Source organism: Brucella anthropi ATCC 49188, from assembly GCF_000017405.1.
Lineage (GTDB): Bacteria > Pseudomonadota > Alphaproteobacteria > Rhizobiales > Rhizobiaceae > Brucella > Brucella anthropi.
This window is the reverse complement of the sequence record NC_009668.1, coordinates 1,469,240-1,491,571: the sequence shown is the minus strand read 5'-3', so window position 1 is coordinate 1,491,571 and position 22,332 is coordinate 1,469,240. Positions and strand designations below refer to the sequence as shown.

Here is a 22,332-nt window from a genome sequence, read left to right as displayed (position 1 = left end):
TGACTTCCGGGGCCGACCACACTACGGCGGTCCTGGAAAGAATATTCGATAATTTCAGGAATTCGCCATGCACGCCGTCAATGCCACGACACATCCTGTACCACCGTTTCTTGAGGTCAGAAACGTCAAGAAATCCTTTGGCGGCGTGAAGGCACTGAAAGACGTCAGTCTGACGATCGAAGCCGGACAAATCTACCATCTGATGGGAGAGAACGGTTGCGGTAAGAGTACGCTGATCAAAATTCTCTCGGGTGCGCAACCTGCCGATGAAGGGCAAATACTGATTGATGGTGAGGTTATAGGCTCGCGTGCTGGCGATCTCGGCGCTATAGGAGCCCTTCGCGCCGGGATCGAAACCGTCTATCAGGACCTGTCGCTGCTTCCAAATCTTTCCGTTTCGGAAAACGTGGCCTTTACCGAACAGCTTGTTGAAGCCTCTGGGCGCCTTGCTCGCCGATTGAACGTTTCCCTTCTGAATGAAACAGCGCGACGGGCGCTTGCCGAAGTGCACCTACCAACCGACAAGGCGTTTCTTTCGCGCCGAACCGACACGCTACCGCTGGCGACCCGCCAGCTGATTGCCATTGCACGCGCCGTTGCGTCCGAAGCGCGTCTCGTTATCATGGACGAGCCCACGACATCGCTGACGCGTCAGGAAGTTGAAAATCTGTTGCATGTGGTAGAGCGCCTTCGCAACAAGGGTGTCGCGGTGTTGTTCGTCACGCACAAGCTTGATGAATGCAAATTGCTTGGCGGACGTGCAATTATCATGCGCGACGGATTGAAAGTGGCCGAACTTGACGTCGCTGGGCATAGCAAAGCGGAATTCAGTCATTGGATGACGGGTCGCGAAATTAGCCAAACGCGCTATCGCACCGAGCCCAAGCTGGGCGAAGTCATGCTCGAAGTTGAAAAGCTTGGCGACGGTGAAGCCTTTCAGGATGTCTCATTCAGTCTCAGAAAAGGCGAGATACTCGGTGTCACGGGACTGCTGGATTCTGGTCGTAACGAGCTTGCGCTTGCTCTTGCTGCCGTCAAACCGGCAACGAATGGTAAGGTACGCCTGAACGGGCGCGAAATCGCACCACAATCGACGGCACAGGCCATTGAATATGGCATCGGTTATGTGCCGGAAGATCGGCTGACGGAAGGCCTTTTCCTCGAAAAGCCCATACAGGATAATATCACCTTGCCGATCCTCGATCGCCTGCGCAATGCACTAGGCATCATCAGTGATCGTCGCGCACGCCGTGTTGCGGAGGAAAGTGTCGCGGATCTTCAGATTGTAGCGCCGGATGTCACCATACCGGTACTGTCTTTATCGGGGGGCAATCAACAGCGCGTTTTGATCGGTCGCTGGCTGACCATTAACCCGCAACTGTTAATTCTGCATGGGCCAACAGTCGGGGTCGATGTCGGTTCGAAAGATACGATCTTCCGCATCATCCAGCGCCTAGCCGATGATGGCATGGGCGTCATCATCATCAGCGACGACCTGCCGGAGCTTCTGCAGAACTGTGACCGCATTCTCATCATGCGTCAGGGCCGTATCGTTGCAGCACATGCTGCCGAAGGCCTGACCGAAGATGCCATCTACCAATCCATGGCCAGCACGTCGAAGGAAGTGGCACAATGACCGAGATCGTATCAGCCAACGTTACGGACAAAGGTCAGCCCGGTATTGGTGCGCGGCTCTGGGATATGATGGGCCGCAGACCTGAAATGTTCACGCTTCTTTTGATTATCGTGACCTGCGTCGTCGTGATCGCAGCCAATCCTGATTTCCTGCAAATGAGCAATATCGTGGATATTCTACGCGCTTCCGTCGTGCGCGGACTGTTTGCGATGGGCGTGCTGGTCGTGCTGGCTTCGGGCGGGATTGACGTCTCGTTCACCGCAATTGCGGCCTTTGTGATGTACGCTCTTACCATGCTGGTTACGAACTGGTTCCCCGAAATGCCGATGACGATCATTCTGATCCTTGCGGCAATTGGGGGGGCTGCTTTCGGGGCGCTGAACGGCCTGCTGGTCCAGAAGCTGCAAGCGCCTTCGCTTATCGTCACCATCGGCACGCAATACGTGATCCGCAGCTTTCTGCTGACCTTTGTCGGGACCGCGTTGTTCATGAATATTCCGGTGGCGATGGATGCATTTGGCAAGACATCACTCTTCACCCATCATGCATCGAATGGTGTCGTCTCCGTTCTACCGGCGACGGTTCTGGTTCTTGTGGCTGCTGCCCTCGTGACGTGGTTCATTCTTGAGCGGACACTGATGGGACGCGCGATTTTTGCGGTTGGCGGCAATCCGGGCATTGCCGAAAGACTGGGTGTCAACCTTTTCCGTGTGCGTATTTTCGTCTTTGCTTATGCGGGCCTTCTGGCGGGCATTGCGGGCGTCGTGCACGTTTCGAGCAATCGTCTTGCAAATCCTTTTGACCTTGCAGGTATGGAGCTTGAAATTATCGCCGCCGTTGTGCTGGGCGGAGCGCGTATCACGGGCGGTTCAGGCTCAGTGATAGGGACGTTACTCGGCGTGCTTCTCATCACGATTGTCAGTAATGTGCTGATTTTTGTTGGCATTCCAAGCACGCTGCAGCTCGCTATCGTAGGTATTTTCATTCTGCTTGCTGGCACAATCTTTGCTTTGCGTGATCGCGGCTGAAACCAAAATAATCGCGCTTTGGCTTAAGCGCTCTTGATGCGGTCTTGTGCATTTTCTGGGAGGTTTTTCATGTCACACGATGTGTCTGTCGTCGGGCTTTATATTCTTGATGTGCTCGGTCGGCCGGTCGATGCAATTCCGCCAGGCGGAAATGTTGAGTTTATAGATGAAATTCGGTTGACCGTTGCAGGCACCGCCGGCGGTACGGTGGTGGACCTAGCCAAACTCGGTCTCAACTGTCTGGCTGTGGGTGCAGTTGGCGACGATGAGAAGGCCGATTTTGTTATCGCGACGCTACAACGTTTTGGGGTCGATACGGCACAGATGCAGCGTCTTAGAGGCGTGCCAACATCATCGACGATTCTGAATATCCGCCGCAACGGCGAGCGCCCGGCTTTGCATGCACGTGGTGCATCCGATCATTTCGAGATCGCCGACGATGCGCTGGATGCAGTGCTGGAACCACCGATCATTCACCTGGGAGGCACCGGCCTGCTGGCAAAGCTCGACGGCGAACCGAGCCGTAAGTTGCTTGCCGAAGCAAAGGCGCGCGGAAGGACGACAACCTTTGATCTGCTTGGCGCGAATGATGGCACGCTTGACCTTATCGCTCCACTCTTCCCACATATCGATTACTTCATGCCGTCCATCGAGGAAGCGAAGCAGATTTCGGGGGCAGCGGATGCCGAAGGCGCGGGAGCATTCTTCCTCGAACGCGGTGTGAAGCATTGCGTGTTCACGCTGGGTGGCGACGGTGTCTGTTTCATGGACGCATCGGGAGAAATCGTGCGTCAACCTGCTTTCCGGATTGAGGTTGTTGACACGACCGGATGCGGTGATGCTTTTGACGCCGGATTCATTACAGCATTGCGTCGCAAGATGGACTTGAAAACTGCTTTGAATTTCGCTCAGGCGTCCGCAGCGCTGGTCGCGACGGGACTCGGTTCAGATGCGGGTATCCGTTCGTTCGATGATACGCTTACGTTCATGAACACCGTGCCTGTTCATCAATAAACTGACGGATGGTGGGCCGGTCGAAAATCGGCTCGCCCTCTAATCAGCAAGAAGCTGTTCGGCGGCGTCCATATCAGTAACCAGATGCGTGGCGTAACGACCCTTTAGAACAGCGCGGATCGCTTCGACCTTCTGGACTCCACCCGCAACGCAGAGCCTCGTTGGCACACCACGCAGTTCATCCAGTTCGATGCCGATAACGCGCTGGTCGAATTCGCGGACGATTTGGTTACCGTCGCGATCAAGAAAGCGGCATATCAGGACCGCTGCGGCCCCCTCACGAGCATAAGCATCAATCTCTTCATTACTGGTCACATCGGCTATGCGCATCGTGCTGTCGGCGGCCAGGCCGCCGACACCGAACACGATCATATTGGCCTGGCCGATCAGTTCGAACTGTCGTTGGAGTACGGGTTCGCTCATAAGGGCATCCCGTAGCTTGGCCGTGCTCAGCACTGCCGGAGCCAGCATATTGACGCTGGTTGCTCCCATGTTTCGCGCCATGATCGATGTGCAAAGCTCAGCGGAAAACTCTCTTTTGCCGATGGAGGAACCAGTGACCTGCACTACGACCACCCCTTCCATGGCTTGCGGCAATGAAATAGCGTCCGCGACGGCGAGTACTGTGCGTCCCCATGAAACACAGATGGTTTGGCCTGGCTTGACTATGCGTTCCATCAAACGTGCACCACCTGCGCCCAGCGTTTTCAGACGCGTTTCTGTCGTGAATGATTTTTCCGATGGAATGACGAGCACTTCCGACAATCCAAACCGCGCAGCCAATTTACGTGCGATATGCGTGCGTGTCGCGATTTCAGGATTCATCAGGATGCGTACAACGCCTCTTTGCCGCGCTTCCTGCAGATAGTTAACTATGGTTGCGCGTGAAACGCCAATCATTTGTGCAATTTCGTTCTGGGTCAGCTGGTTCTCGTAATAGAGCCATGCCGCCCAGACGATGGCGTCATCGAACTCGGCCGGGATGGCATGCGCAGACGGTGTTTGAGCGCCCGATGTCATACTCGTTTCCTACTGTCTCTGTTGTGACTGAGTTGCACAGAAAAGTCTTTCAATCAACACGACAAGCATACGATTTGACTAATGTCAAATGATGGTGCCAATTGTATTTGAGAGTAAGAAGAGTTTCCATAAGGCATTGTTACACAACATAAAAAGAAAATCTCTTATGAAGGCATCTATGAGTTCGCACTTCAATTTGTGGGTCAGCAGTTAAGGAAACTGCAGATGAAATCAAATCGGTGACAGGCAGACTTCGACAGGATTGTCAGCTTACGAAAAGGCGAGGGCGGCTTCTGGTATGACAAGCGGCGATGCGCCTCCCAGTGTTAGCCGGTCTACGAAGCTGAGGGATGCTTTCAAATCGCCCCAACATGAGACGATAGGCGTCAGGCTTGTCGTGGGCCATCGGCTTCCCTGTCTGGATGCCCATTCGTCATGCACCAACCTGTTGCAATTAGTCTGATCGTATTGACCCTTTTGTTTACAATGAACGCATATGGCGAAGGCTTTCGCTCATTATGTCCAGCTGTCGGATGTAGTAGTGCCCCGAACAGCACTCAGCCTATACCGGCGCTTCCGCTACGATGCGCTCATTTGATGTCATGCCGGGACCGACGAATGGCTCTTACCTTTCCGCTGCTTCCACCTCCGCAGAAAAAGAGGTCGCCGCCATCGGATTCAAGTCCCGATACTCCGGTTCCGTCCGGCATGTCCAAACGTTCTAGCACGGCACCCGTTTTCTGATCGATGCGGCGAATATCGCTCCCGGTGTCTTCCCACGTACCGTGCCAAAGTTCGCCGTCGACCCAAGTGACGCCGGTGACGAACCGATCGGATTCGATCGTGCGCAGTACTTCTCCTGTCTCGGGGTTCACCTGATGTATCTTTCGAGCACGATGCTGTCCGACCCAGAGCGAACCTTCTGCCCAGGCCAGGCCGGAGTTTCCGCCATTTCCGGGAGCCGGTATTGTGGCGACTATCTCCCCGGTCTTGGGGTCGATCTTTCGGATGACGGAATCACCGATCTGGAACAAGTGCTCGCCGTCGAACGCGGTTCCCGCATCGGCCGCGACGTCGAGCGAGCGCAGGATCTCCCCGCTTTCGGGGTCAAGAGCATTCAGTTTTTTGCCCGTTGCAAACCAAACTTTATTGCCGTCGAAGCTGACCCCGGCCACATCATCTGCATCGGGGAAGGGGCCATATTCACGGATGATTTCAGCGGTTGAGTGTTTCATGTCTTCATCCTAACTGTAAATCTGTGTGGCGGGGAGCAACAAGCTTGTCGGGAATCCAGGCACACTCGCCGCGATCCAGCGGCATGCTCTTCCGCGCCCGAACGTCTCGACCTTGTTGTCGCGGGCAAGCTCTTCGAGTGCTCGCTGCACCGTACGTGGGCTCACGTTCAAGGCCAGCGCCAATGCCGAACTCGACCAGGCTTCCCCATCGCTGAGCAAAGCTAGGATTTGGGCACGGTCGCCTTCTACGTGCGGCACCAGCACGGCGACATTGCGCGTGGTGTGAGGTTGCAGAACAAACCCGTCCCTGGTTGCATTCAGTGTCGCCAGCGGTTTGACGGCCTCACGCAGCCGGGCAACTTCAACACGCAGGCGCGCGCGGTGTGACGCATCAGCTTGCCGCGCGTTGAAAGCGCGTTTGAGAAGCGTCTCACGTGCTACATCCTTCGGCCAAGCTTCCGCCAGAGCGCGCATGAGTTTAAGCAGCACCGGACGAGTGATGAGTGGAACTATTGTTGTCCCTCCACGCACCACATTGCGGCAGGTATCCACTATGAGTGTATCGGACGCCAAAAGCCTTTCGATGTCTTCGAGATGGAGCAAACGCTCTTTGCCACAGGTTACCAAGCGAGCTGCTGGCGCGCCGAATGCTTGTGCTGCCCGGTCGACCTCGGTCGAGAGCGCCGGAATACGTGCGTCTGTCGCCGCCTGTCTTGCCCGTTCCAGAGCTGCTTTCGCCGGTTCGGTCCTGATGCGGCGGATGGCTATGCCAGCCGCCACTAGTTCCCGACCGGCCAGCGACGCGCGAGGCAGAGCGCTGTCATCCAATTGACTGAGCAATGCTTCGGCTTCATCAAGACGGCCGATCAGGAGAAGGTGCCGGGCTTCGAGATAGCCGGCGTGGGCCGCGTTGCTGCGGTCACCGAACGCTTGAAGTGCCGACCGGGCTGCATTGAGCCTTTGCAATGACCGGCCGAGATCACGCGAAACAAGTGCGATTTCGGCTTCGGCAACGGCGCAACGCGCACGCGCTACAATTTCTTTCGAGCCGAAGCTGCGCGCCGCGCTTCGCAGCAGTCCTCGGGCACGCACGAAGTCGCCGAGTTGCGCCATTGCGATGCCGCGCAACGCCAGTGCCGGCGGATCGTCGCGTAGTGCAACCCTTTTCAGGGCAGCGAGGGGGTCGCCTGCCGAGAGAGCGTTTGCAGCGGCGGCGATCAGCGGGTCCATTGAAATCCCGTCATACTTGTAACTCTCATGATCCCCTCCATCCGAGCTAGCTTGATTGTATCGCAACGGCTGGAAACGGCAATTCGATGGGAGAAGCAGAAATGCCAAGGCGCACCTTAACAGAAAAAGTTGGTTCGTCGTCCAAGCTGACGAGTGATGCGTCCGGTTGGATTGGGCTCGCCGCCACCCCGACATTCGCGCTGATGGCGTGGATGTCTGCAGTCGGCTCGCAGGACATAATGATGTGTTCTGGCGCATCGACCTTCGTCTCCGTCAACAGTATGGCCGTGATGTACGTGTTGATGAGCCTCTTTCACCTACCGCCGTGGATGAAGCTTTTTGCCGCCCGTTTCCAACTCCCCAATACCAAACCATAGGAGACTCACAATGCAACACGCTGTTGTTTCACATGATGACTGGCTGACCGCTCGCCGGGATTTCCTGAAAGCGGAGAAGGAGTTGACGCGTCTTCGCGACAAGGTTGCCCAGCAGCGGCTCGCCTTGCCGTGGGTGCGCATCAACAAGGAATATGTCTTCGACACGCCGGACGGCTCAAGCACGCTGGCAGATCTCTTCGATGGCCGATCTCAACTTCTGGTGCAGCATTTCATGTTCGCGCCGGGATGGAAGGAAGGCTGCCCCAGCTGCTCCTTCATGGCTGACCACACCGATGGTATGAACAAGCACCTTGCGCATCACGACGTCACCATGATCGCCGTCTCCCGCGCGCCGCTTGCCGACATTGAACGTTACCGCGAGCGTATGGGCTGGCAGTTCAAGTGGGTGTCATCCTTCGGTACCGACTTCAACTACGATTTTCGAGTAAGCTTCACACCTGATGAGGTTGCTGGCGGAAAAATCGATTACAACTTCGGCGAATGGAGGGAAATTGGCGAGGAATGGCCGGGCGTCAGCGCTTTTTACAAAGACGATGCGGGCGAGGTCTTCCGGACCTACTCCACTTATGGGCGCGGCGTCGAGGTAATGATGGGCACTTACAATATGCTCGATCTCGCTCCGAAAGGTCGCAACGAAGCCGGAGGCATGGACTGGGTGCGCCGTCACGATCGCTACGGGCAATCGCTCCATAAGGCATGATAACCGGACGGCAAAGAGAGAACGAAGCACTAGCCGGAATCCGTTGGAGTTCCGGCTAGTGCCTTTCGCCGTTATGGCACCGCCTTCTCTTTTAAACTGTTCAACAACGGCCCCTGTGAACATTTGAGTATTCAGGGCTCGGGGAGCAAACTCTGAACGCAGATCAAGCCGACGCCGTATTCTTGGAATTGGCCGTTTAATGTGTTTTTGCTCGGATATTGTCTTCGTATGAATACATGAACCATCTTCTTGATAGTCCAGGTTTTCTTCTGCATTCCTTATGTCAGGTTGCTTCGGCTTATTGTCATGGTTTCTGTTCTTGTGCCGATCCTGCAACATTTTTATCTCGACGCAATGCGAGTTTTCGCACCACGACGTAGAATATCGGCGTCAGGAGCAGCCCGAACAACGTGACACCGAGCATGCCGGAAAACACGGCTATGCCCATGACATGCCGCATTTCGGCACCCGCTCCTGTTGCGATCACAAGTGGCACGACACCGGCAATGAAGGCGAGCGAAGTCATCAGGATGGGTCGAAGTCGAAGCCGTGCCGCCTCTTGCACCGCATTTAACGGATCGACGCCCTCATTTTCCTTCGCTCGCGCGAACTCGACGATCAGGATCGCATTCTTGGCAGCAAGGCCAACCAGAACGACGAAACCGATCTGAGTAAAAATGTTGTTGTCGCCACCGGTAAGCCAGACTCCGACAATTGCCGAAAGGAGAGCCATCGGCGCGATCAGCAATACAGCAAGCGGTAATGACCAGCTATTATACTGGGCAGCCAGAATGAGAAAAGCGAGTAGAACGGAAAGTGGGAAGATATACATTGCCGTGTTTCCGGCCTGCTTCTCCTGATAGGCGAGCTCCGTCCATTCGAAGGCCATGCCGGATGGCAGGGTTTCTGTCATGATGCGTTCTATTGCGGCTGTTGCCTGTCCGAACGAATAGCCGGGGGCCGGACCGCCGCTGATATCAGCTGATGGAAAGCTGTTGTAATGCATGACACGATCCGGTCCCGAACTATGCTGGATCGTCAAAAGCGCCGACAACGGAATCATTTCGCCCGCCATGTTGCGCACCTTCAGTCGGCCAATATCTTCCGGGTGCATCCGGAAAGGCGCATCTGCCTGGACAACCACCCGATAAGTCCTGCCAAAACGATTGAAATCATTCACATAGAGAGAACCAAGGTTCACCTGCAGCGTTTCAAAAATTGTGTTGAGGGGCACACCTTGCGATTTGGCTTTCACCCGGTCGATATCCACCTGAACCTGTGGCGCATTCATCTGGAAGCTTGCAAGCATGCCCGCGAGTTCCGGTGCCTGCATCGCCTTGGCCATGATTGCCCCTTGCGCCCCGGCAAGCGCTTCAAGCCCCAGGCCGGCCCTGTCTTCGATCTGGATTTTGAAACCTCCAGTCGTACCGAGGCCAGGAACCGGCGGTGGCGGAAATATACCGGCAAAACCATCAGGTATCTGGCTGAACTTGCCCATCAAGCGGCCTGCTATGGCAAAGGCGGACAAGGAGGGATCGTTGCGTTCGTCAAAGGGCTTGAGCATCGTGAACATGACAGCAGCGTTCGGGATATTGACCATGCCATTGACCGAAAGCCCCGGGAAAGCGACCACACTTTCCACGCCGGGTTCGGCAAGTGCGATCTCCGACATTTTCTTAACCACCGCCTCGGTTCTGTCGAGCGACGCTCCCGTTGGCAGCTGCGCAATACCAACGAGATAATATTTGTCCTGAGCCGGAACAAATCCGCTAGGTACAGTCTGGAACCCCATCCATGTCATGCCGAGCAGGCCAGCATAGACGAACAGGACGACCGCGCTCAACCTCAAGGCCCGTCGCACCGACCAGACATAGGCAGTCGATGCACTGTCGAAGAACCGGTTGAAGAGCCTGAAGAACCAGCCGAACAAACCGTCGATCACCCGTGTCAGGAGATCACGTTTGACGTCGCCGTGATGCGGCTTCAAGAGCACACCTGCAAGCGCAGGAGAAAGTGTGAGGGAGTTGATTGCCGACAGGATGGTCGAAATTGCGATTGTAAGGGCGAATTGGCGATAGAACTCACCTTGCAGGCCGGACAGAAATGCGGAGGGGATAAAGACCGCCGAGAGCACAGACGTAATGGCAATGATTGGTCCCGTCACTTCGTCCATAGCCTTGCGAGCAGCTTGCTTGGGCGTTTCGCCGAGCGCGATGTGACGCTCGACATTTTCGACGACGACGATAGCGTCATCGACCACAATTCCGATGGATAGCACCAAGCCGAACAGAGATAGCGTGTTCAGCGAGAAACCGAACATATACATGAGGGCGAATGTGCCGACCAACGATATCGGCACGGCGACCAAAGGAATGATCGAAGCACGCCAAGTCTGAAGGAAGAGCACGACAACGATTACGACCAGGACAATGGCTTCAAGCAATGTCATCACGACAGCCTCAAGGGAGGCTTTCACGAAGACTGTGGGATCATAGGCAATGCGATATTCGATCCCTTCGGGAAACCCCTTCTGCAGTTCTTCCATGGTGCCGCGAATGGCACTGGCTACATCAAGTGCGTTGGCGCCGGGGCTCTGGACGATCTGCATCGCCAGTGCCGGTTTTCCATCGAGAAGACTGCGTAGAGCATAGCCGTCAGCCCCTAGTTCGATTCGTGAAACGTCCCGCAACCGGGTAACCTGACCATCAGCGCCGGTCTTGACGACGATATCGCCGAACTGTTCCTCATTGGATAACCTGCCGAGTGTATTGACCGTAACCTGAAGTGCAGCCGAGGCATCTGGTTGTTGGCCTACCGAGCCTGCGGCTACCTGGGCATTCTGCTCCTGAATTGCTGCCACGACGTCCGAAGCGGTCAGACCGCGGGCGGCCACTTTCGCCGGATCAAGCCAGACCCGCATGGAGTATTCACCAGCCCCCCAGACAAGCACATCGCCTACACCCGAGATACGCGCAAGCTGGTCGCGTACCTGCAAGGTGGCGAAATTCGACAGATAGAGCGGATCATAGCGATCATCGGGTGATACGAGATGAACCACCATCAGGATATCGGGCGAAGTCTTTTGCGTCACCACGCCGATGCGCTGAACCTCCTGCGGCAGACGCGGAAGCGCGCGTGAGACACGATTCTGCACCTGAATTTGCGCCATGTCAGGATCCGTGCCCTGCTGGAACGTCACGGTCAACGTCATACGTCCATCGGTGGCAGCCTGCGAGCTCATATAGAGCATATTCTCCACGCCATTAATGACCTGCTCCAGCGGCGCGGCGACCGTTTCGGTGATCACTTCAGGGCTGGCACCCGGATAGTTCGCCGTAACCTGCACCGTTGGAGGAGTTACCTGCGGATACTCACTCAAGGGCAGCTTCAGGAGTGTGAGCCCTCCACCAATCAACATCAGGACAGAGAGGACAACCGCAAAGATCGGGCGGTCTACGAAAAAGCGCGGGATGTTCATCGATGCGCCTCCCGAACACCTGCTGCAGCCTGGGCAGCTTCGCCCTGCTGGTTGGAGAGCATCGGCACTATCTGCGGATCGACTTCCATTCCGGGGCGAACGAGCCCCTTGATGATGATTTTTTCACCGGACTTGAGCCCCGCAGAAACAACGCGCATTCCGTCGATCATCGGCCCCAGTTCAATCGGGCGGTACTCTGCCTTATTCTCCGCTCCGAGTACCAGCACATAGCGTCGCCCCTGGTCGACGGCAATCGCCTGCTCATCAATGAGTACGGTTTGGGTCGGTTCGGCAGTCACGAGCTTCACTCGCACGAAAAGGCCAGGAGCCAGTCTGTCGTCGTAATTCTGAACGATTGCACGGGCTCTGATCGTGCCTGTGCCCCGGTCGATGCGGTTGCCGAGAAAATCGAGTTCGCCGACAAGCGGGTGGCCATTATCGGTCATCAAGCCGACCTTAACCGGAAGCCTGTCCGCTTCGCCCTCCGTCACGGATGCGCGTCCACGAGCTGCGAATTCCAGATAGGTTGCTTCATCGATATCGAAATAAACATAGAGTGGATCGGTCGAAACAATCGTGGTGAGAAGCGTGGCAGCCCCCGCATTGCCGCCGGTAACGAGATTGCCTTCTGTGACAAGAACGCGATCAACGCGACCGGCAATCGGTGCTGTGACACGCGTGAAAGACAGATCGAGTTCTGCAGCTGCAATGGCAGCCTTGACGATCTCCACCTGAGCCTTGCGTTGCCGAAGTGCAGCCTTCGCATCATCAAAGGTCTTACGCGATACAGTCCCATTCGGAGCCAGCGCTTCAGCGCGTTTGAAATCGATCTCAGCCTGATCAAGCAAAGCAATAGCCTGCTGCAATTGAGCTTTGGCTGCATCCAATGCGACCTGGAACGGCCTTGCATCAATCTGGAACAGAAGATCGCCGGGTCGAACAAGGCGGCCTTCAGGAACGCTGACGCTAACTATGGCCCCACCTACACGTGGACGCAGGTCAACTGTCCTTGTTGCCTCGGTATGACCGGTAAACTCTACGGATGGGGCAACATTGCGTGTGACGACCTCGGCAATCGGTACTTGGGGAGCAGGCATTTGAGCGGGCTGTGCGGCTGCGGATGAAACAAGCGAGAGGAATCTTTGGGTATATGGCTCGATATCGTCTCGATAGACCGCATAAAAGGTACCACCAACGATGACGGCGCCGGCCAGGAACAGGGCGGCGGCTCTATTACTCATTCTCGTTCTCCTTCATAGGGCCGCAGCGTCTGCCAGCGGGACATGACGACGGTCATTTGACGACCTTGCTGTTTCCAACGGTGGAAAGGTCAAGGCCCTGAGAGTTATTTTCCCAAGGAGAGTATTGGTGGCAGCTGCAACCTCGTTTGGCGGCCAATCTGGCGCGTTGTTTCGCCAATATTCCGGGAAAGGGAAGAAGCGATCGATCAAACGATGCTGCTCTTGCATGTGAGGGCCGGAGCCTTCGCACTGTTCGTGATCGGGTCACGTCCCTGCGCAAAAAAACGGTCTTGACCTTACAAGTGTTGGAAGCTGCAGGTTGACAAAAATTCCGCTCAGAACGCCAGTCGATTGTCGGCCGGACTGGGAACGCAAGCACGTCCACCGAGTGAAAGGCCCAGATATGACGCACACCAGTACGCCGCACATTCTCATTTACACAACCCCGACTTGTCCGGATTGTCATGCCCTTAAGCGCTGGCTCTCCGAGCAGGGGCTTTCCTATGAGGAGCGCGACCTCAGTGAGCCGGAGATTGCCGAGGAAGCCAAAGCGCGCACAGGGGTTCGGGTGGCTCCGATCACGATTGTCGGTTCTGAAATTTTCTACGGAACATTCGTGCGGCAGAAGCCAGGTTTGCTCAAGGCCCTCGGATTGAATGATGGACTGTAAGGAAAACCGGATGACCAGAAGAAACGTTGATATACGACAGACACGGACCCGACTGGAAGTCTCGAACGGACAAACAATCCTCGAAGCCGCACTCGCTGCCGGTATTTCCTATCCTCATGGCTGCCGATCCGGTCGCTGCGGTTCATGCAAATCGCGCCTGATCGAGGGTGAGGTTCAATTGCTTCAGCACTCGCGCTTTGCACTGACTGAGGAGGAGAAATCCGACGGCTTGATCCTCGCGTGCTGTGCATTGCCGCAAACGGATGTCGCTGTCGCGTGGCTTGTCAGCGACGAAAAGGCCGTGGAGGCTCCGCGGCGTCTTGATGCGGTCGTGATCGGACTATATGACCTCACGCACGACATCAAACTGATACGAATTGCGCCTGCAGATGGCTCGTCTTTGCCGTTTACCGCCGGACAATATGCCCAGATCAGATTTACCGGAACTCCGGTGCGCAGCTATTCCATGGCCAACCGTGTAGGTGAGGGCAGTCTGGAATTTCACGTTCGCCGCGTCGCAGGAGGTATTACGTCCGAACACATACACGGCGCGCTGAAGTCCGGTGACAAAGTTGAACTCGAATTTCCCCTTGGTTCCTCCTATCTGCGCCAAAATCATTCCGGCCCGATGCTGTGCATCGCTGGCGGTTCCGGCCTTGCGCCGATCAAGTCGATCGTTGAGACCGCCCTTGCTCACGGCATGAAGCAGCCGATCCATGTTTATTTCGGAGCACGCAGCGAGTGTGATCTCTACCTCGTCGAGCATTTTCAGTCCTTGGCCGAACAGTATGCCAATCTTACCTTTGTGGTGGTGTTATCCGAGGCAGAAGCGACACAGTACCGCTGTGGTTTTGTGACAAAGGCGGTTGCCGACGACCTGATGGACCTTGATGGGTGGAAGGCCTATGTCGCCGGCCCACCGGGAATGGTTGACGCTGCCATTCAGCTCGCCTTGGCGCGCGGATTACGTGGTGAGGACATGCATGCCGATGTGTTTTTCACGCCCGATGACGGCCCCAACCAAACACCAGCCCAGTGAACTGGATCAAGGATCAATCCTGAGAGAGTGCGAAGGGAGAGAATTCATATGTGCAATAGATTCGACTGTTACCCGGAGCCAACCGCTCAGGAACTACTCTCGGATCCCATAATCCGCGCTGTCATGGCTGCAGATGCTGTGGATGAAAACCAGTTGCGAGCCTTGCTTGAACAGATGAGCCGGCAGCAGGCGGCGAAAACTCAGAATATTGCTGCTCGCCACTAAAATCGCTGTGCAAGTCGACGAAGTGGACAACGTGATGATAGAGCGCAGGTCTGGATCAGATTTGCGCCCTTTAACTTTGCTCCGAAAGCCGACCTGTTCGAAACCTTTTCACTTTTTCCGAGATGCATTCCAGACAGGACAGCCCCATACCGATGATATCCGGCGGAGAATAATACTGAAATAAAAAGCCGCCGCTGCGTATGGTCATGATACGCGGCGGCGGTTCCAGGCAGCTAGTCGCTGTGATCGGCGATTCATTTCTTCATCATGGTATCCATGGAGACTGTAGAAGCCCTTTGTCGAAGGGCTGCTCGACAAAGGGCTTCTACATTGCAGACATATCGTGACAGTGCATGGATTATCCGTTGTCATCTAGCCTTGTGCGATCGCCATGCCCGCGCTGATCGCAAGCACATCCGTGATGAATATCAGCGCGATCTTGTTCCTATTCAGTTAGCGGTTGCGGGATAACCTGCTTCCTCGAGAACCTTCAAGACAGACGCCAGTGTCGCAGTTGTTTCGACCTTGACCGCGCGCTCTGTCGGATTGGTGTCGACCTTAGCGCCGGAATCTACCGATTGGATCGCCATAGTTACAGATTTGGCGCACCCGCCGCAGGTCATGCCTTCGATTTTCAATTCCATGAGATTTCTCCTTGTTTGGGTCTCATGACATGCAAGGTGGTTCTTCCAACCGTGGAAAGGTCAAGCGGAAAAAACAAGAAAATATCATTGACCTTCCCACGGTTGGAAGAACCATACTTCGACTGAACCTGAATTTCGGAACGAAAAAGGAGTCAGCTATGAATGGTCTTGTTAGAACTCCAGAGACGAGGAACGCAGCAATCTGTCTACCCAATAAAGGCGATACTTGCACGTTCCAGATCGGCTCTCGCGAAAATGCTCTTAAGGCTTTGCTGGCCTGAAGATTGCGGGAGTGATTACATGAATATTGGACAAGCCTCTAAAGCATCCGGCGTATCAGCCAAGATGATCCGCTACTATGAGCAGACCGGCCTCATACCTGCTGCCGACCGAACAGCTTCCGGCTACCGCGACTATTCGGACACAGACGTGCATATGCTCCGTTTCATACGGCGAGCCAGAGATCTCGGCTTTTCCGTTGCGGAGATAGGTGATCTTCTCGGGTTATGGCGTGACGAGACGCGACAGAGCGCGGTAGTCAAACGTTTGGCACAAGTTCATATCGACGAACTCCGGAAGAAGATCGCCGATCTGCAAGACATGACCCAGACACTCACGACCTTGGTCAACGCCTGTCACGGCGACCATCGCCCCCATTGCCCGATTCTGCAGCGGCTCGAAACCGATCAGGATGATGAAGACCTTTCGGTTCAGCCGCGTAGTGGTGCTATTGCCCGCTTCATGCAGTGAGACTGACGCCACTGCGACAGAACCCATGAACGCCTTGCGTCTGGCGTCATTGAGAACCTCGACTGGAGCGCCTTCATCGACCGCTACGACCGACCGGAGACGCTGTTTTATCTCAATCCGCCGTATTGGGGCAGCGAGGACTGTTATGGGAAGGAGTTGTTCAGCCGAGGCCAATACGAGGTGATGGCCGAGCGCCTCGGTCGCATCAAGGGTCGCTTTATCATGTCCATCAACGACGTGCCGGAGATCCGATCGATCTTTTCGGCCTTCGACATCGAAGATGTGGGCCTGACCTGCGCAGCGGCTGACGGTAAGGGGACCGTGGTTAACGAACTGATAATTAGCGGGAGGGCTTAACGGCCCCTTCAGTGGGGCTTCAATGAACGTTCCGCTCAGCTCTTTGAAATCGTAAAACTGTTGTCATTCGATTTTGCGCGCTACACGACGATGATTGCTATTTGATTGCTAGCGTCAATGTGGTGAAAACGAAAACTGGCTAAATCATTGATTTTATGGTGCCGCTTAGGTGACTCGAACACCTGACCCCATCATTACGAATGATGTGCTCTACCAACTGAGCTAAAGCGGCCCGGAACATTACATTCCAATTTCCCGAAGGAAGCCAACCGTTTCCGGTTGAACGGTGCGCTGATAACCAAAAGCATGAAGGAAAGCAAGGCCCAAATCAAACAATCTCGTTGTTTGTTCAAAAGCTTTCACAACATGTATACCGCCAGCGTCAGGCAGGGCGGAAATCAACCGGTTTTTACAGCAGGCATGCGACAATGACCCGTTGAGTGTGAAACGCTGGAACCACACCAGCCTTTAAGCTGGCGCGGTTCCGTGACCATCAAAGAATCAAACGCCTGCGCAAAGACGCTGGCGGGCGTCGTTATATTCACGCTCCAGCCGGTCGACCAGTTGCCCGGCAGGTGCCACTTCGTGGATGGCGGCGATACCCTGACCGCAGCCCCATATATCCTTCCAGGCCTTGGCGCCTTCCTGCTGAGCCTTGTCGAAATCCATCTTGGATGGATCGGCTTCCGGCAGGTTTTCCGGATCGAGACCTGAATTGGCGATCGACGGCTTCAGATAATTGCCTCCGATGCCGGTGAAGTAGTTGGAATAGACGATGTCGGATGAATTCGAGTCTACGATCATCTGCTTGTAGGCATCTGTCGCGCGCGCTTCGGTCGTGGCGATGAAGGGCGAGCCGATATAGGCGAGGTCGGCGCCCATGGCCTGAGCGGCGAGGATCGATCCGCCATTGGCGATGGCGCCCGAAAGGAGCAAGGGGCCGTCGAACCAAGAACGGATTTCCTGCACAAGCGCGAAGGGCGACAGCGCACCGGCGTGGCCGCCAGCACCGGCAGCGACCGCGATGAGGCCGTCCGCGCCCTTGCGGATTGCTGAATTGGCATGGCGGTTGTTGATGACGTCATGAAGGACGATACCGCCATAGGAATGGATTGCCGCATTCACTTCCGGCACAGCGCCGAGCGAGGAAATGACGATCGGCACCTTGTATTTCACACAAAGGCCGAGATCGTGCTCAAGGCGGTTGTTGGAACGGTGCACGATCTGGTTGACCGCGAAGGGCGCGGATGGCCGATCCGGATTGGCCTTGTCGTAAGCGGCAAGTCCTTCTGTGATCTCTGCCAGCCACTCGTCCAGTTGTGCTTCAGGACGGGCATTGAGTGCGGGAAAGGAACCGACGACGCCTGCCTTGCACTGCGCCATGACCAGAGCCGGATGCGAAATGATGAATAGGGGAGCACCAACCACCGGGATGCGCAGTCTGCTTTTCAGGATATCCGGCAAGGCCATCTTCAATCGTCCTCCATGATTGACGTTTCCGTAAACGTAATAGTTTTAGCATCTCCTCGCTCAACGGCAATATCAAAAGCGCGCGAGCCGATCTATCAATACAGGTCGCCCGCGGTTTTCCGAGAATCTTGACAGGGAGTGACGGAAACCAACTGATTGGGACATTCTTGATGCATGGACACTCCATGGTTAGCAGAATTGCCCGGAGGGGAGGGAATCGCCAGCCTACTTCGGGATGTCTCGTTCATTCGCATGGGGCAGTTCGGCGCTGTAAAACCATACGGATGGGGGAAAACCGCAGTCAGAGTTAATATTTGGTGTCTCCGACATGCTTATTGGCTAGTCAAAGCGGGTGATGAACAGCTAAATGCCTTGATTCAGACGTTAATTTCGCTGAGGCTTATGAAATCGTCTGCATCGGAGACCGCTTGCTCCTGTTGAGGGCGTGACGAAACGGCGGGAAGAACGAACAAGGGAAGAGCAGCCTTTGGAAAGTATTGAGCGCGCGATCAGGAATGCATTTGCCAAGGCGGATGCGCATAATCCGGCGACCCGCCAGCGAATCTATGAATCCGCTTGGGGTGCGCATGAGCGCGCTCTTGCGGCAAATACCGCGCTCAGCGATGTGCAGAAGGAACAGCGCCGCCAAAAGCTAAAGGACGCGATCTCGCACATTGAACAGGAATTCAAGACCGGTGGTGACAAGACTGAGCGTCACGACCCGTCACTTGATGCTCCGCACAGGGAAGATCCGATCCTTGGCGGTAAGGCGGAAGAGGCATCGCCTGCGCTCGATACCAGCGACATCCGTGCGACCTCGCGGCAGAAGAAGCGCAGCAATGCCGATCTCGGTTATGAGGGCGGCGTTTCGCGTAAGGACCGCAGGAAAAAGAAACGTCATTCACCTTTCTATAGCTATGGTATTCCGGCGCTTGTGCTCGCTGTTGCCGCTTTCATCGGTTATTCGCTCTATAACAGCTTTATCGATTTGAGCCGTGGACCGGCGAACAATCCGCTGCATAGCGATGGCAGTATTGCGCCTTTGAAAGAAGGCGAAGAGCCCGGCGGATTGAAATGGATCACGATTTTCCAGCCGTCTGAGGCAACACGAATGTCCGTCAAGGGACGTGCGACGGCGGAAATCAGGCAGGAAGGCACACGCAGTTTCGCACGTGTACAATCTTCCGGTGCCGAAGATACGGTCACATTCGATGTGGGCGAAGGCATTTTGAACCAGCTGGAAGGCAAGAAGGCGACCTTCGACATTGTTGCGCGAGCGGATGATGGCAAGACGACCCAGATGTCAGTCAATTGTGATTTCGGCGGTCTTGGCGATTGCGGGCGCAGGCGCTACGACGTTCGCGATTCCGTGAGCGACTTCCTTTTCGATATGGATATTTCGTCCGGCCAGAAGGCAGGTCGCGCCGGCACGATCACGGTCAACTCGGATTTGAGCGGTTCCGGCAAGCCGGTCAATATCTACGAAATCCGCGTTTCAACGGCGGCTGAATAGTCAGCTCAGTAGCTTTTCCAGCGTTTCAAGCCGGTCCGCTTCGCGGGGCGGCTTGTCCCAGCGAAGCCGCGAAAAACGCGGAAAGCGCATGGCAACGCCGGATTTATGGCGCGTGGAGCGGTTGAGACCCTCGAAAGCCACCTCCACCACCAACCCATGATTGGGCTCGGCGCGGACAGATCGCACCGGGCCGAAGCGCTCGGTGGTGTTCTCGCGCACAAACTTGTCCAGCAGCTTCAATTCTTCGTCCGTAAAGCCGAAATAAGCCTTGCCGACCGGCACCAGCACTGGCTCGTCTTCCGGTCCCGTCCAGACGGCAAAGGTGAAATCTGAATAATAGCTGGAGCGCTTGCCGTGCCCACGCTGGGCATAGACGATCACGGCATCGACGGTGAAAGGATCGCGCTTCCATTTGAACCATGGCCCCTTGGGGCGCCCGGGCAGATAGGTGCTGTCGTGACGCTTCAGCATCACGCCTTCGATGACGGGATGGGGTGGATTGGCGCGAAACTGCGCCAGTTCCTGAAAGTCAGCGAAAGGCAGTAGTGGCGAAAGATCGAACCGGCGGGGGTCGAGCTTGCCGAGGAATTTTTGCAGGCGGGCACGGCGTTCGGAAAAGGGCAGGGCGCGCAAATCGGTGCCGGTCTGCTGGTTCCCTTCCTGCAACAGATCATAGGCCCGCACGAAAGCCGGATAGTCGTGTAACTGTTTTGCACTCACGGTCTTGCGGTTCAGTCTTTGCTGGAGGTCGGAAAACGTAGCCGTTTCTATGCCGGTTTCGCCGTGATGCCCGACGAGCAATTCGCCATCGATTGCCCCTTCGAAATCCATCACCTCCAGAATATCCGGGAATGCGCCGGAAATATCGTCACCGGTGCGTGAATAGAGGCGGCGCACGCCGTTTTCCGCAACGGCCTGCACCCGAATGCCGTCCCACTTCCACTCGGCACTGTAGGCGGATGCGTCGAGCGAGGGGATTTCAGTTTCATTAAGCGCTGTCGCCAGCATGACGGGGCGAAACGGTGCGGCTGCGGTGGCAGCAGGTTTTTCGCCACGGCCTTCCAGCCAGGCGAAAAGCACCTCATAGGGCGGTGACTGGCCGTGCCAGAGTTCCTCGATTTCGACAACGTTGACGCCGCCGAAATCAGCAAGAGCCTGTTTGGCGAGGCGGGCCGAAACCCCGATGCGTAAACCGCCGGTGACCAGCTTCAACAGTGCATAACGTTCCGAAATGCCGAGCAGATCGAGCCATCCGGCCACAAGCATCGGGCCTTCGCGGCGCGAAGCATTCTGCAATTCGTGGACAACGATGCCAAGTGGCAGATTTGCGCCGGGCGCGGTTTCACTAGGGCCGGGCCAGATGAGCGAAATCGTTTCGGCGAGGTCTCCCACATAATCATAGGAATAGGCAAAGAGTGCGGGATCTGTGCGTTCGGCTATCAGTGCACGCAGCATGGCGGGCTTCACGCTTTGCAGTTCGAGATCGCGCGTGATTGCCGCCAATGCCAGACCGCGATCCGGGTCGGGAGTAGCACGGAAATAGTCAATAAGCAGACGAAGCTTGCCGTTGCGCTGCGGTGTCAGAACCAGCCGGTCAAGAAGTTCAGCGAAAGCGCGCATCAATCGCCCTCATCTTCATAGCCGACGAGATGCAGCGGCTTGGCTGGTATGTTCTGCAGTTCGCACCAGCGAACGAGCGCTTCCTCGCGCCCATGTGTGACCCATACTTCGGCGGGTGCAATTTCCGTAATTGTCGCCGTCAGTTCATCCCAGTCGCAATGGTCGGAAATGATGAGTGGCAGTTCCACGCCCTGTTGTTTGGCGCGCTGGCGGATGCGCATCCAGCCGGAGGCGAAGGCTGAAATGGGATCGGGAAAACGCCGCGCCCAACGGTCGGAAAAAGCCGATGGAGGACCGACGATGATCTTGCCTGTAAAATCCGGCTGCGCCTCGTCACGCTCCACGGTTGCCGGTTCGAGCGGACCGAGATCGATACCTTGTGCCTGGTAATAATCGCAGATCTTTTCCAGTGCACCGTGAATATAGATCGGTTTCGAGTAGCCTGCATTGCGTATGAGTTTGATAACCCGCTGTGCCTTTCCCAGTGAATAGGCGCCGACAAGATGTGCGCGTTCAGGAAATTGCCGGATTGATTTGAGAAGCGTCGCGATCTCGTGTGACGCATCAGGGTGACGGAACACCGGCAGCGCAAAGGTTGCTTCGGTGATGAAGACATCACAGGCGACCGGCTCAAAAGGCGCGCAGGTTGGATCGACTGCGCGCTTGTAATCGCCCGAAGCGACAATGCGGGTTCCATCTTTTTCCACCGCGATCTGGGCCGAGCCGAGCACATGGCCCGCGCCATGAAAACGGACCCGAACACCGTTGATCGTCAGGGTTTCACCGAGGCCAATCGGTTGTGTGGTTTCGGCGAAGTTCGCGCCGTAGCGTAGCGCCATGATGTCGAGCGTTTCGGGCGTTGCCAGCACATGGGTGTGGCCCGAGCGAGCGTGATCGGAATGCCCGTGGGTTATGAGCGCGCGTTCCACTGGACGCACGGGGTCGATGTAGAAATCGCCGGGCGGGCAATAAAGGCCTTTGGGAGAGGAGCAGAGAAGCTGGTTGAAACGCATGGTTTCAAGATAGGTCACGAAGTTCGCCCCGAAAAGAGAGGGAGCTTGCGT

At 55.9% G+C, this 22,332-nt stretch carries 19 protein-coding genes and 1 tRNA gene; 10 read left to right on the top strand and 10 right to left on the bottom strand.

Annotated elements, in window-relative coordinates; genetic code table 11:
* The first annotated feature begins 67 nt into the window (after positions 1–67).
* The 3 genes from OANT_RS20950 to OANT_RS20940 all read left to right on the top strand — a co-directional run bounded on the left by OANT_RS20950 (position 68) and on the right by OANT_RS20940 (position 3,678).
* Complete coding sequence (locus OANT_RS20950) at positions 68–1,636, top strand: sugar ABC transporter ATP-binding protein (protein WP_012093394.1); 1,569 nt, start codon at positions 68–70, stop codon at positions 1,634–1,636.
* Complete coding sequence (locus OANT_RS20945) at positions 1,633–2,664, top strand: ABC transporter permease (protein WP_012093393.1); 1,032 nt, start codon at positions 1,633–1,635, stop codon at positions 2,662–2,664. Before OANT_RS20950 ends, OANT_RS20945 begins: the two co-directional genes overlap by 4 nt.
* 69 nt (positions 2,665–2,733) lie before the next feature.
* Positions 2,734–3,678 (top strand): carbohydrate kinase family protein, encoded by a 945-nt coding sequence (locus OANT_RS20940; protein ID WP_012093392.1) that lies wholly within the window; start codon positions 2,734–2,736, stop codon positions 3,676–3,678.
* 39 nt (positions 3,679–3,717) lie between these two features.
* On the opposite strand, the gene OANT_RS20935 is transcribed toward OANT_RS20940, so the two are convergent.
* From OANT_RS20935 to OANT_RS20925, 3 genes are all read right to left on the bottom strand, one after another.
* The gene (locus OANT_RS20935) at positions 3,718–4,698 is read right to left on the bottom strand and encodes a sugar-binding transcriptional regulator (RefSeq protein WP_012093391.1); all 981 of its coding nucleotides are present in this window, start codon (positions 4,696–4,698) and stop codon (positions 3,718–3,720) included.
* A gap of 590 nt (positions 4,699–5,288) precedes the next feature.
* A complete protein-coding gene (locus OANT_RS20930) occupies positions 5,289–5,933 on the bottom strand; it encodes a Vgb family protein (RefSeq protein WP_012093389.1) in 645 nt (214 codons plus the stop codon).
* A gap of 9 nt (positions 5,934–5,942) precedes the next feature.
* Positions 5,943–7,163 (bottom strand): HTH domain-containing protein, encoded by a 1,221-nt coding sequence (locus tag OANT_RS20925; protein WP_012093388.1) that lies wholly within the window; start codon positions 7,161–7,163, stop codon positions 5,943–5,945.
* Between the two features lie 86 nt (positions 7,164–7,249).
* Between OANT_RS20925 and OANT_RS20920 the strand changes: the two genes are divergently transcribed.
* Positions 7,250–7,540, top strand: coding sequence for a hypothetical protein (locus OANT_RS20920; RefSeq protein ID WP_012093387.1), 291 nt, complete (start codon positions 7,250–7,252; stop codon positions 7,538–7,540).
* Positions 7,541–7,550: 10 nt separating this feature from the next.
* Positions 7,551–8,261, top strand: a complete 711-nt coding sequence (locus OANT_RS20915) for a DUF899 domain-containing protein (protein WP_012093385.1) — start codon at positions 7,551–7,553, stop codon at positions 8,259–8,261.
* 304 nt (positions 8,262–8,565) lie between these two features.
* Here OANT_RS20915 and OANT_RS20910 read toward each other — a convergent pair whose 3' ends face one another.
* Together OANT_RS20910 and OANT_RS20905 are read right to left on the bottom strand one after the other, a co-directional pair.
* Complete coding sequence (locus tag OANT_RS20910; protein WP_012093384.1) at positions 8,566–11,739, bottom strand: efflux RND transporter permease subunit; 3,174 nt, start codon at positions 11,737–11,739, stop codon at positions 8,566–8,568.
* Positions 11,736–12,980 carry an efflux RND transporter periplasmic adaptor subunit gene (locus OANT_RS20905; RefSeq protein WP_012093383.1) on the bottom strand — a complete coding sequence of 415 codons (1,245 nt, stop codon included), beginning with the start codon at positions 12,978–12,980 and terminating at the stop codon, positions 11,736–11,738. Before OANT_RS20905 ends, OANT_RS20910 begins: the two co-directional genes overlap by 4 nt.
* A gap of 403 nt (positions 12,981–13,383) precedes the next feature.
* Between OANT_RS20905 and OANT_RS20900 the strand changes: the two genes are divergently transcribed.
* A complete protein-coding gene (locus OANT_RS20900) occupies positions 13,384–13,650 on the top strand; it encodes a glutaredoxin family protein (protein ID WP_010659232.1) in 267 nt (88 codons plus the stop codon).
* 10 nt (positions 13,651–13,660) lie between these two features.
* On the top strand, positions 13,661–14,689 hold the full coding sequence (locus OANT_RS20895; protein WP_012093382.1) for a 2Fe-2S iron-sulfur cluster-binding protein: 1,029 nt from the start codon (positions 13,661–13,663) through the stop codon (positions 14,687–14,689).
* A gap of 674 nt (positions 14,690–15,363) precedes the next feature.
* Here OANT_RS20895 and OANT_RS20890 read toward each other — a convergent pair.
* On the bottom strand, positions 15,364–15,558 hold the full coding sequence (locus OANT_RS20890; RefSeq protein ID WP_010659230.1) for a heavy-metal-associated domain-containing protein: 195 nt from the start codon (positions 15,556–15,558) through the stop codon (positions 15,364–15,366).
* A 300-nt stretch (positions 15,559–15,858) separates the two neighbouring features.
* On the opposite strand from OANT_RS20890, the gene cueR reads away from it, so the two are divergent.
* Together cueR and OANT_RS27360 are read left to right on the top strand one after the other, a co-directional pair.
* A complete protein-coding gene (gene cueR, locus OANT_RS20880) occupies positions 15,859–16,308 on the top strand; it encodes a Cu(I)-responsive transcriptional regulator (protein ID WP_012093381.1) in 450 nt (149 codons plus the stop codon).
* Positions 16,309–16,491: 183 nt separating this feature from the next.
* Complete coding sequence (locus tag OANT_RS27360) at positions 16,492–16,665, top strand: hypothetical protein (protein ID WP_308448018.1); 174 nt, start codon at positions 16,492–16,494, stop codon at positions 16,663–16,665.
* Positions 16,666–16,821: 156 nt separating this feature from the next.
* On the opposite strand, the gene OANT_RS20870 is transcribed toward OANT_RS27360, so the two are convergent.
* Positions 16,822–16,897 (bottom strand) — tRNA-Thr (locus tag OANT_RS20870).
* A 269-nt stretch (positions 16,898–17,166) separates the two neighbouring features.
* A complete protein-coding gene (locus OANT_RS20865; RefSeq protein ID WP_012093379.1) occupies positions 17,167–18,135 on the bottom strand; it encodes an NAD(P)H-dependent flavin oxidoreductase in 969 nt (322 codons plus the stop codon).
* Between the two features lie 487 nt (positions 18,136–18,622).
* Between OANT_RS20865 and OANT_RS20860 the strand changes: the two genes are divergently transcribed.
* A complete protein-coding gene (locus OANT_RS20860) occupies positions 18,623–19,648 on the top strand; it encodes a hypothetical protein (RefSeq protein ID WP_012093378.1) in 1,026 nt (341 codons plus the stop codon).
* Here OANT_RS20860 and OANT_RS20855 read toward each other — a convergent pair whose 3' ends face one another.
* Both OANT_RS20855 and OANT_RS20850 read right to left on the bottom strand, forming a co-directional pair.
* Positions 19,649–21,268, bottom strand: coding sequence for a cisplatin damage response ATP-dependent DNA ligase (locus OANT_RS20855; RefSeq protein WP_012093377.1), 1,620 nt, complete (start codon positions 21,266–21,268; stop codon positions 19,649–19,651).
* Positions 21,268–22,281, bottom strand: coding sequence for a ligase-associated DNA damage response exonuclease (locus OANT_RS20850; protein ID WP_012093376.1), 1,014 nt, complete (start codon positions 22,279–22,281; stop codon positions 21,268–21,270). The genes OANT_RS20855 and OANT_RS20850 overlap by 1 nt, the downstream gene beginning before the upstream one ends.
* Between the last annotated feature and the right edge of the window lie 51 nt (positions 22,282–22,332).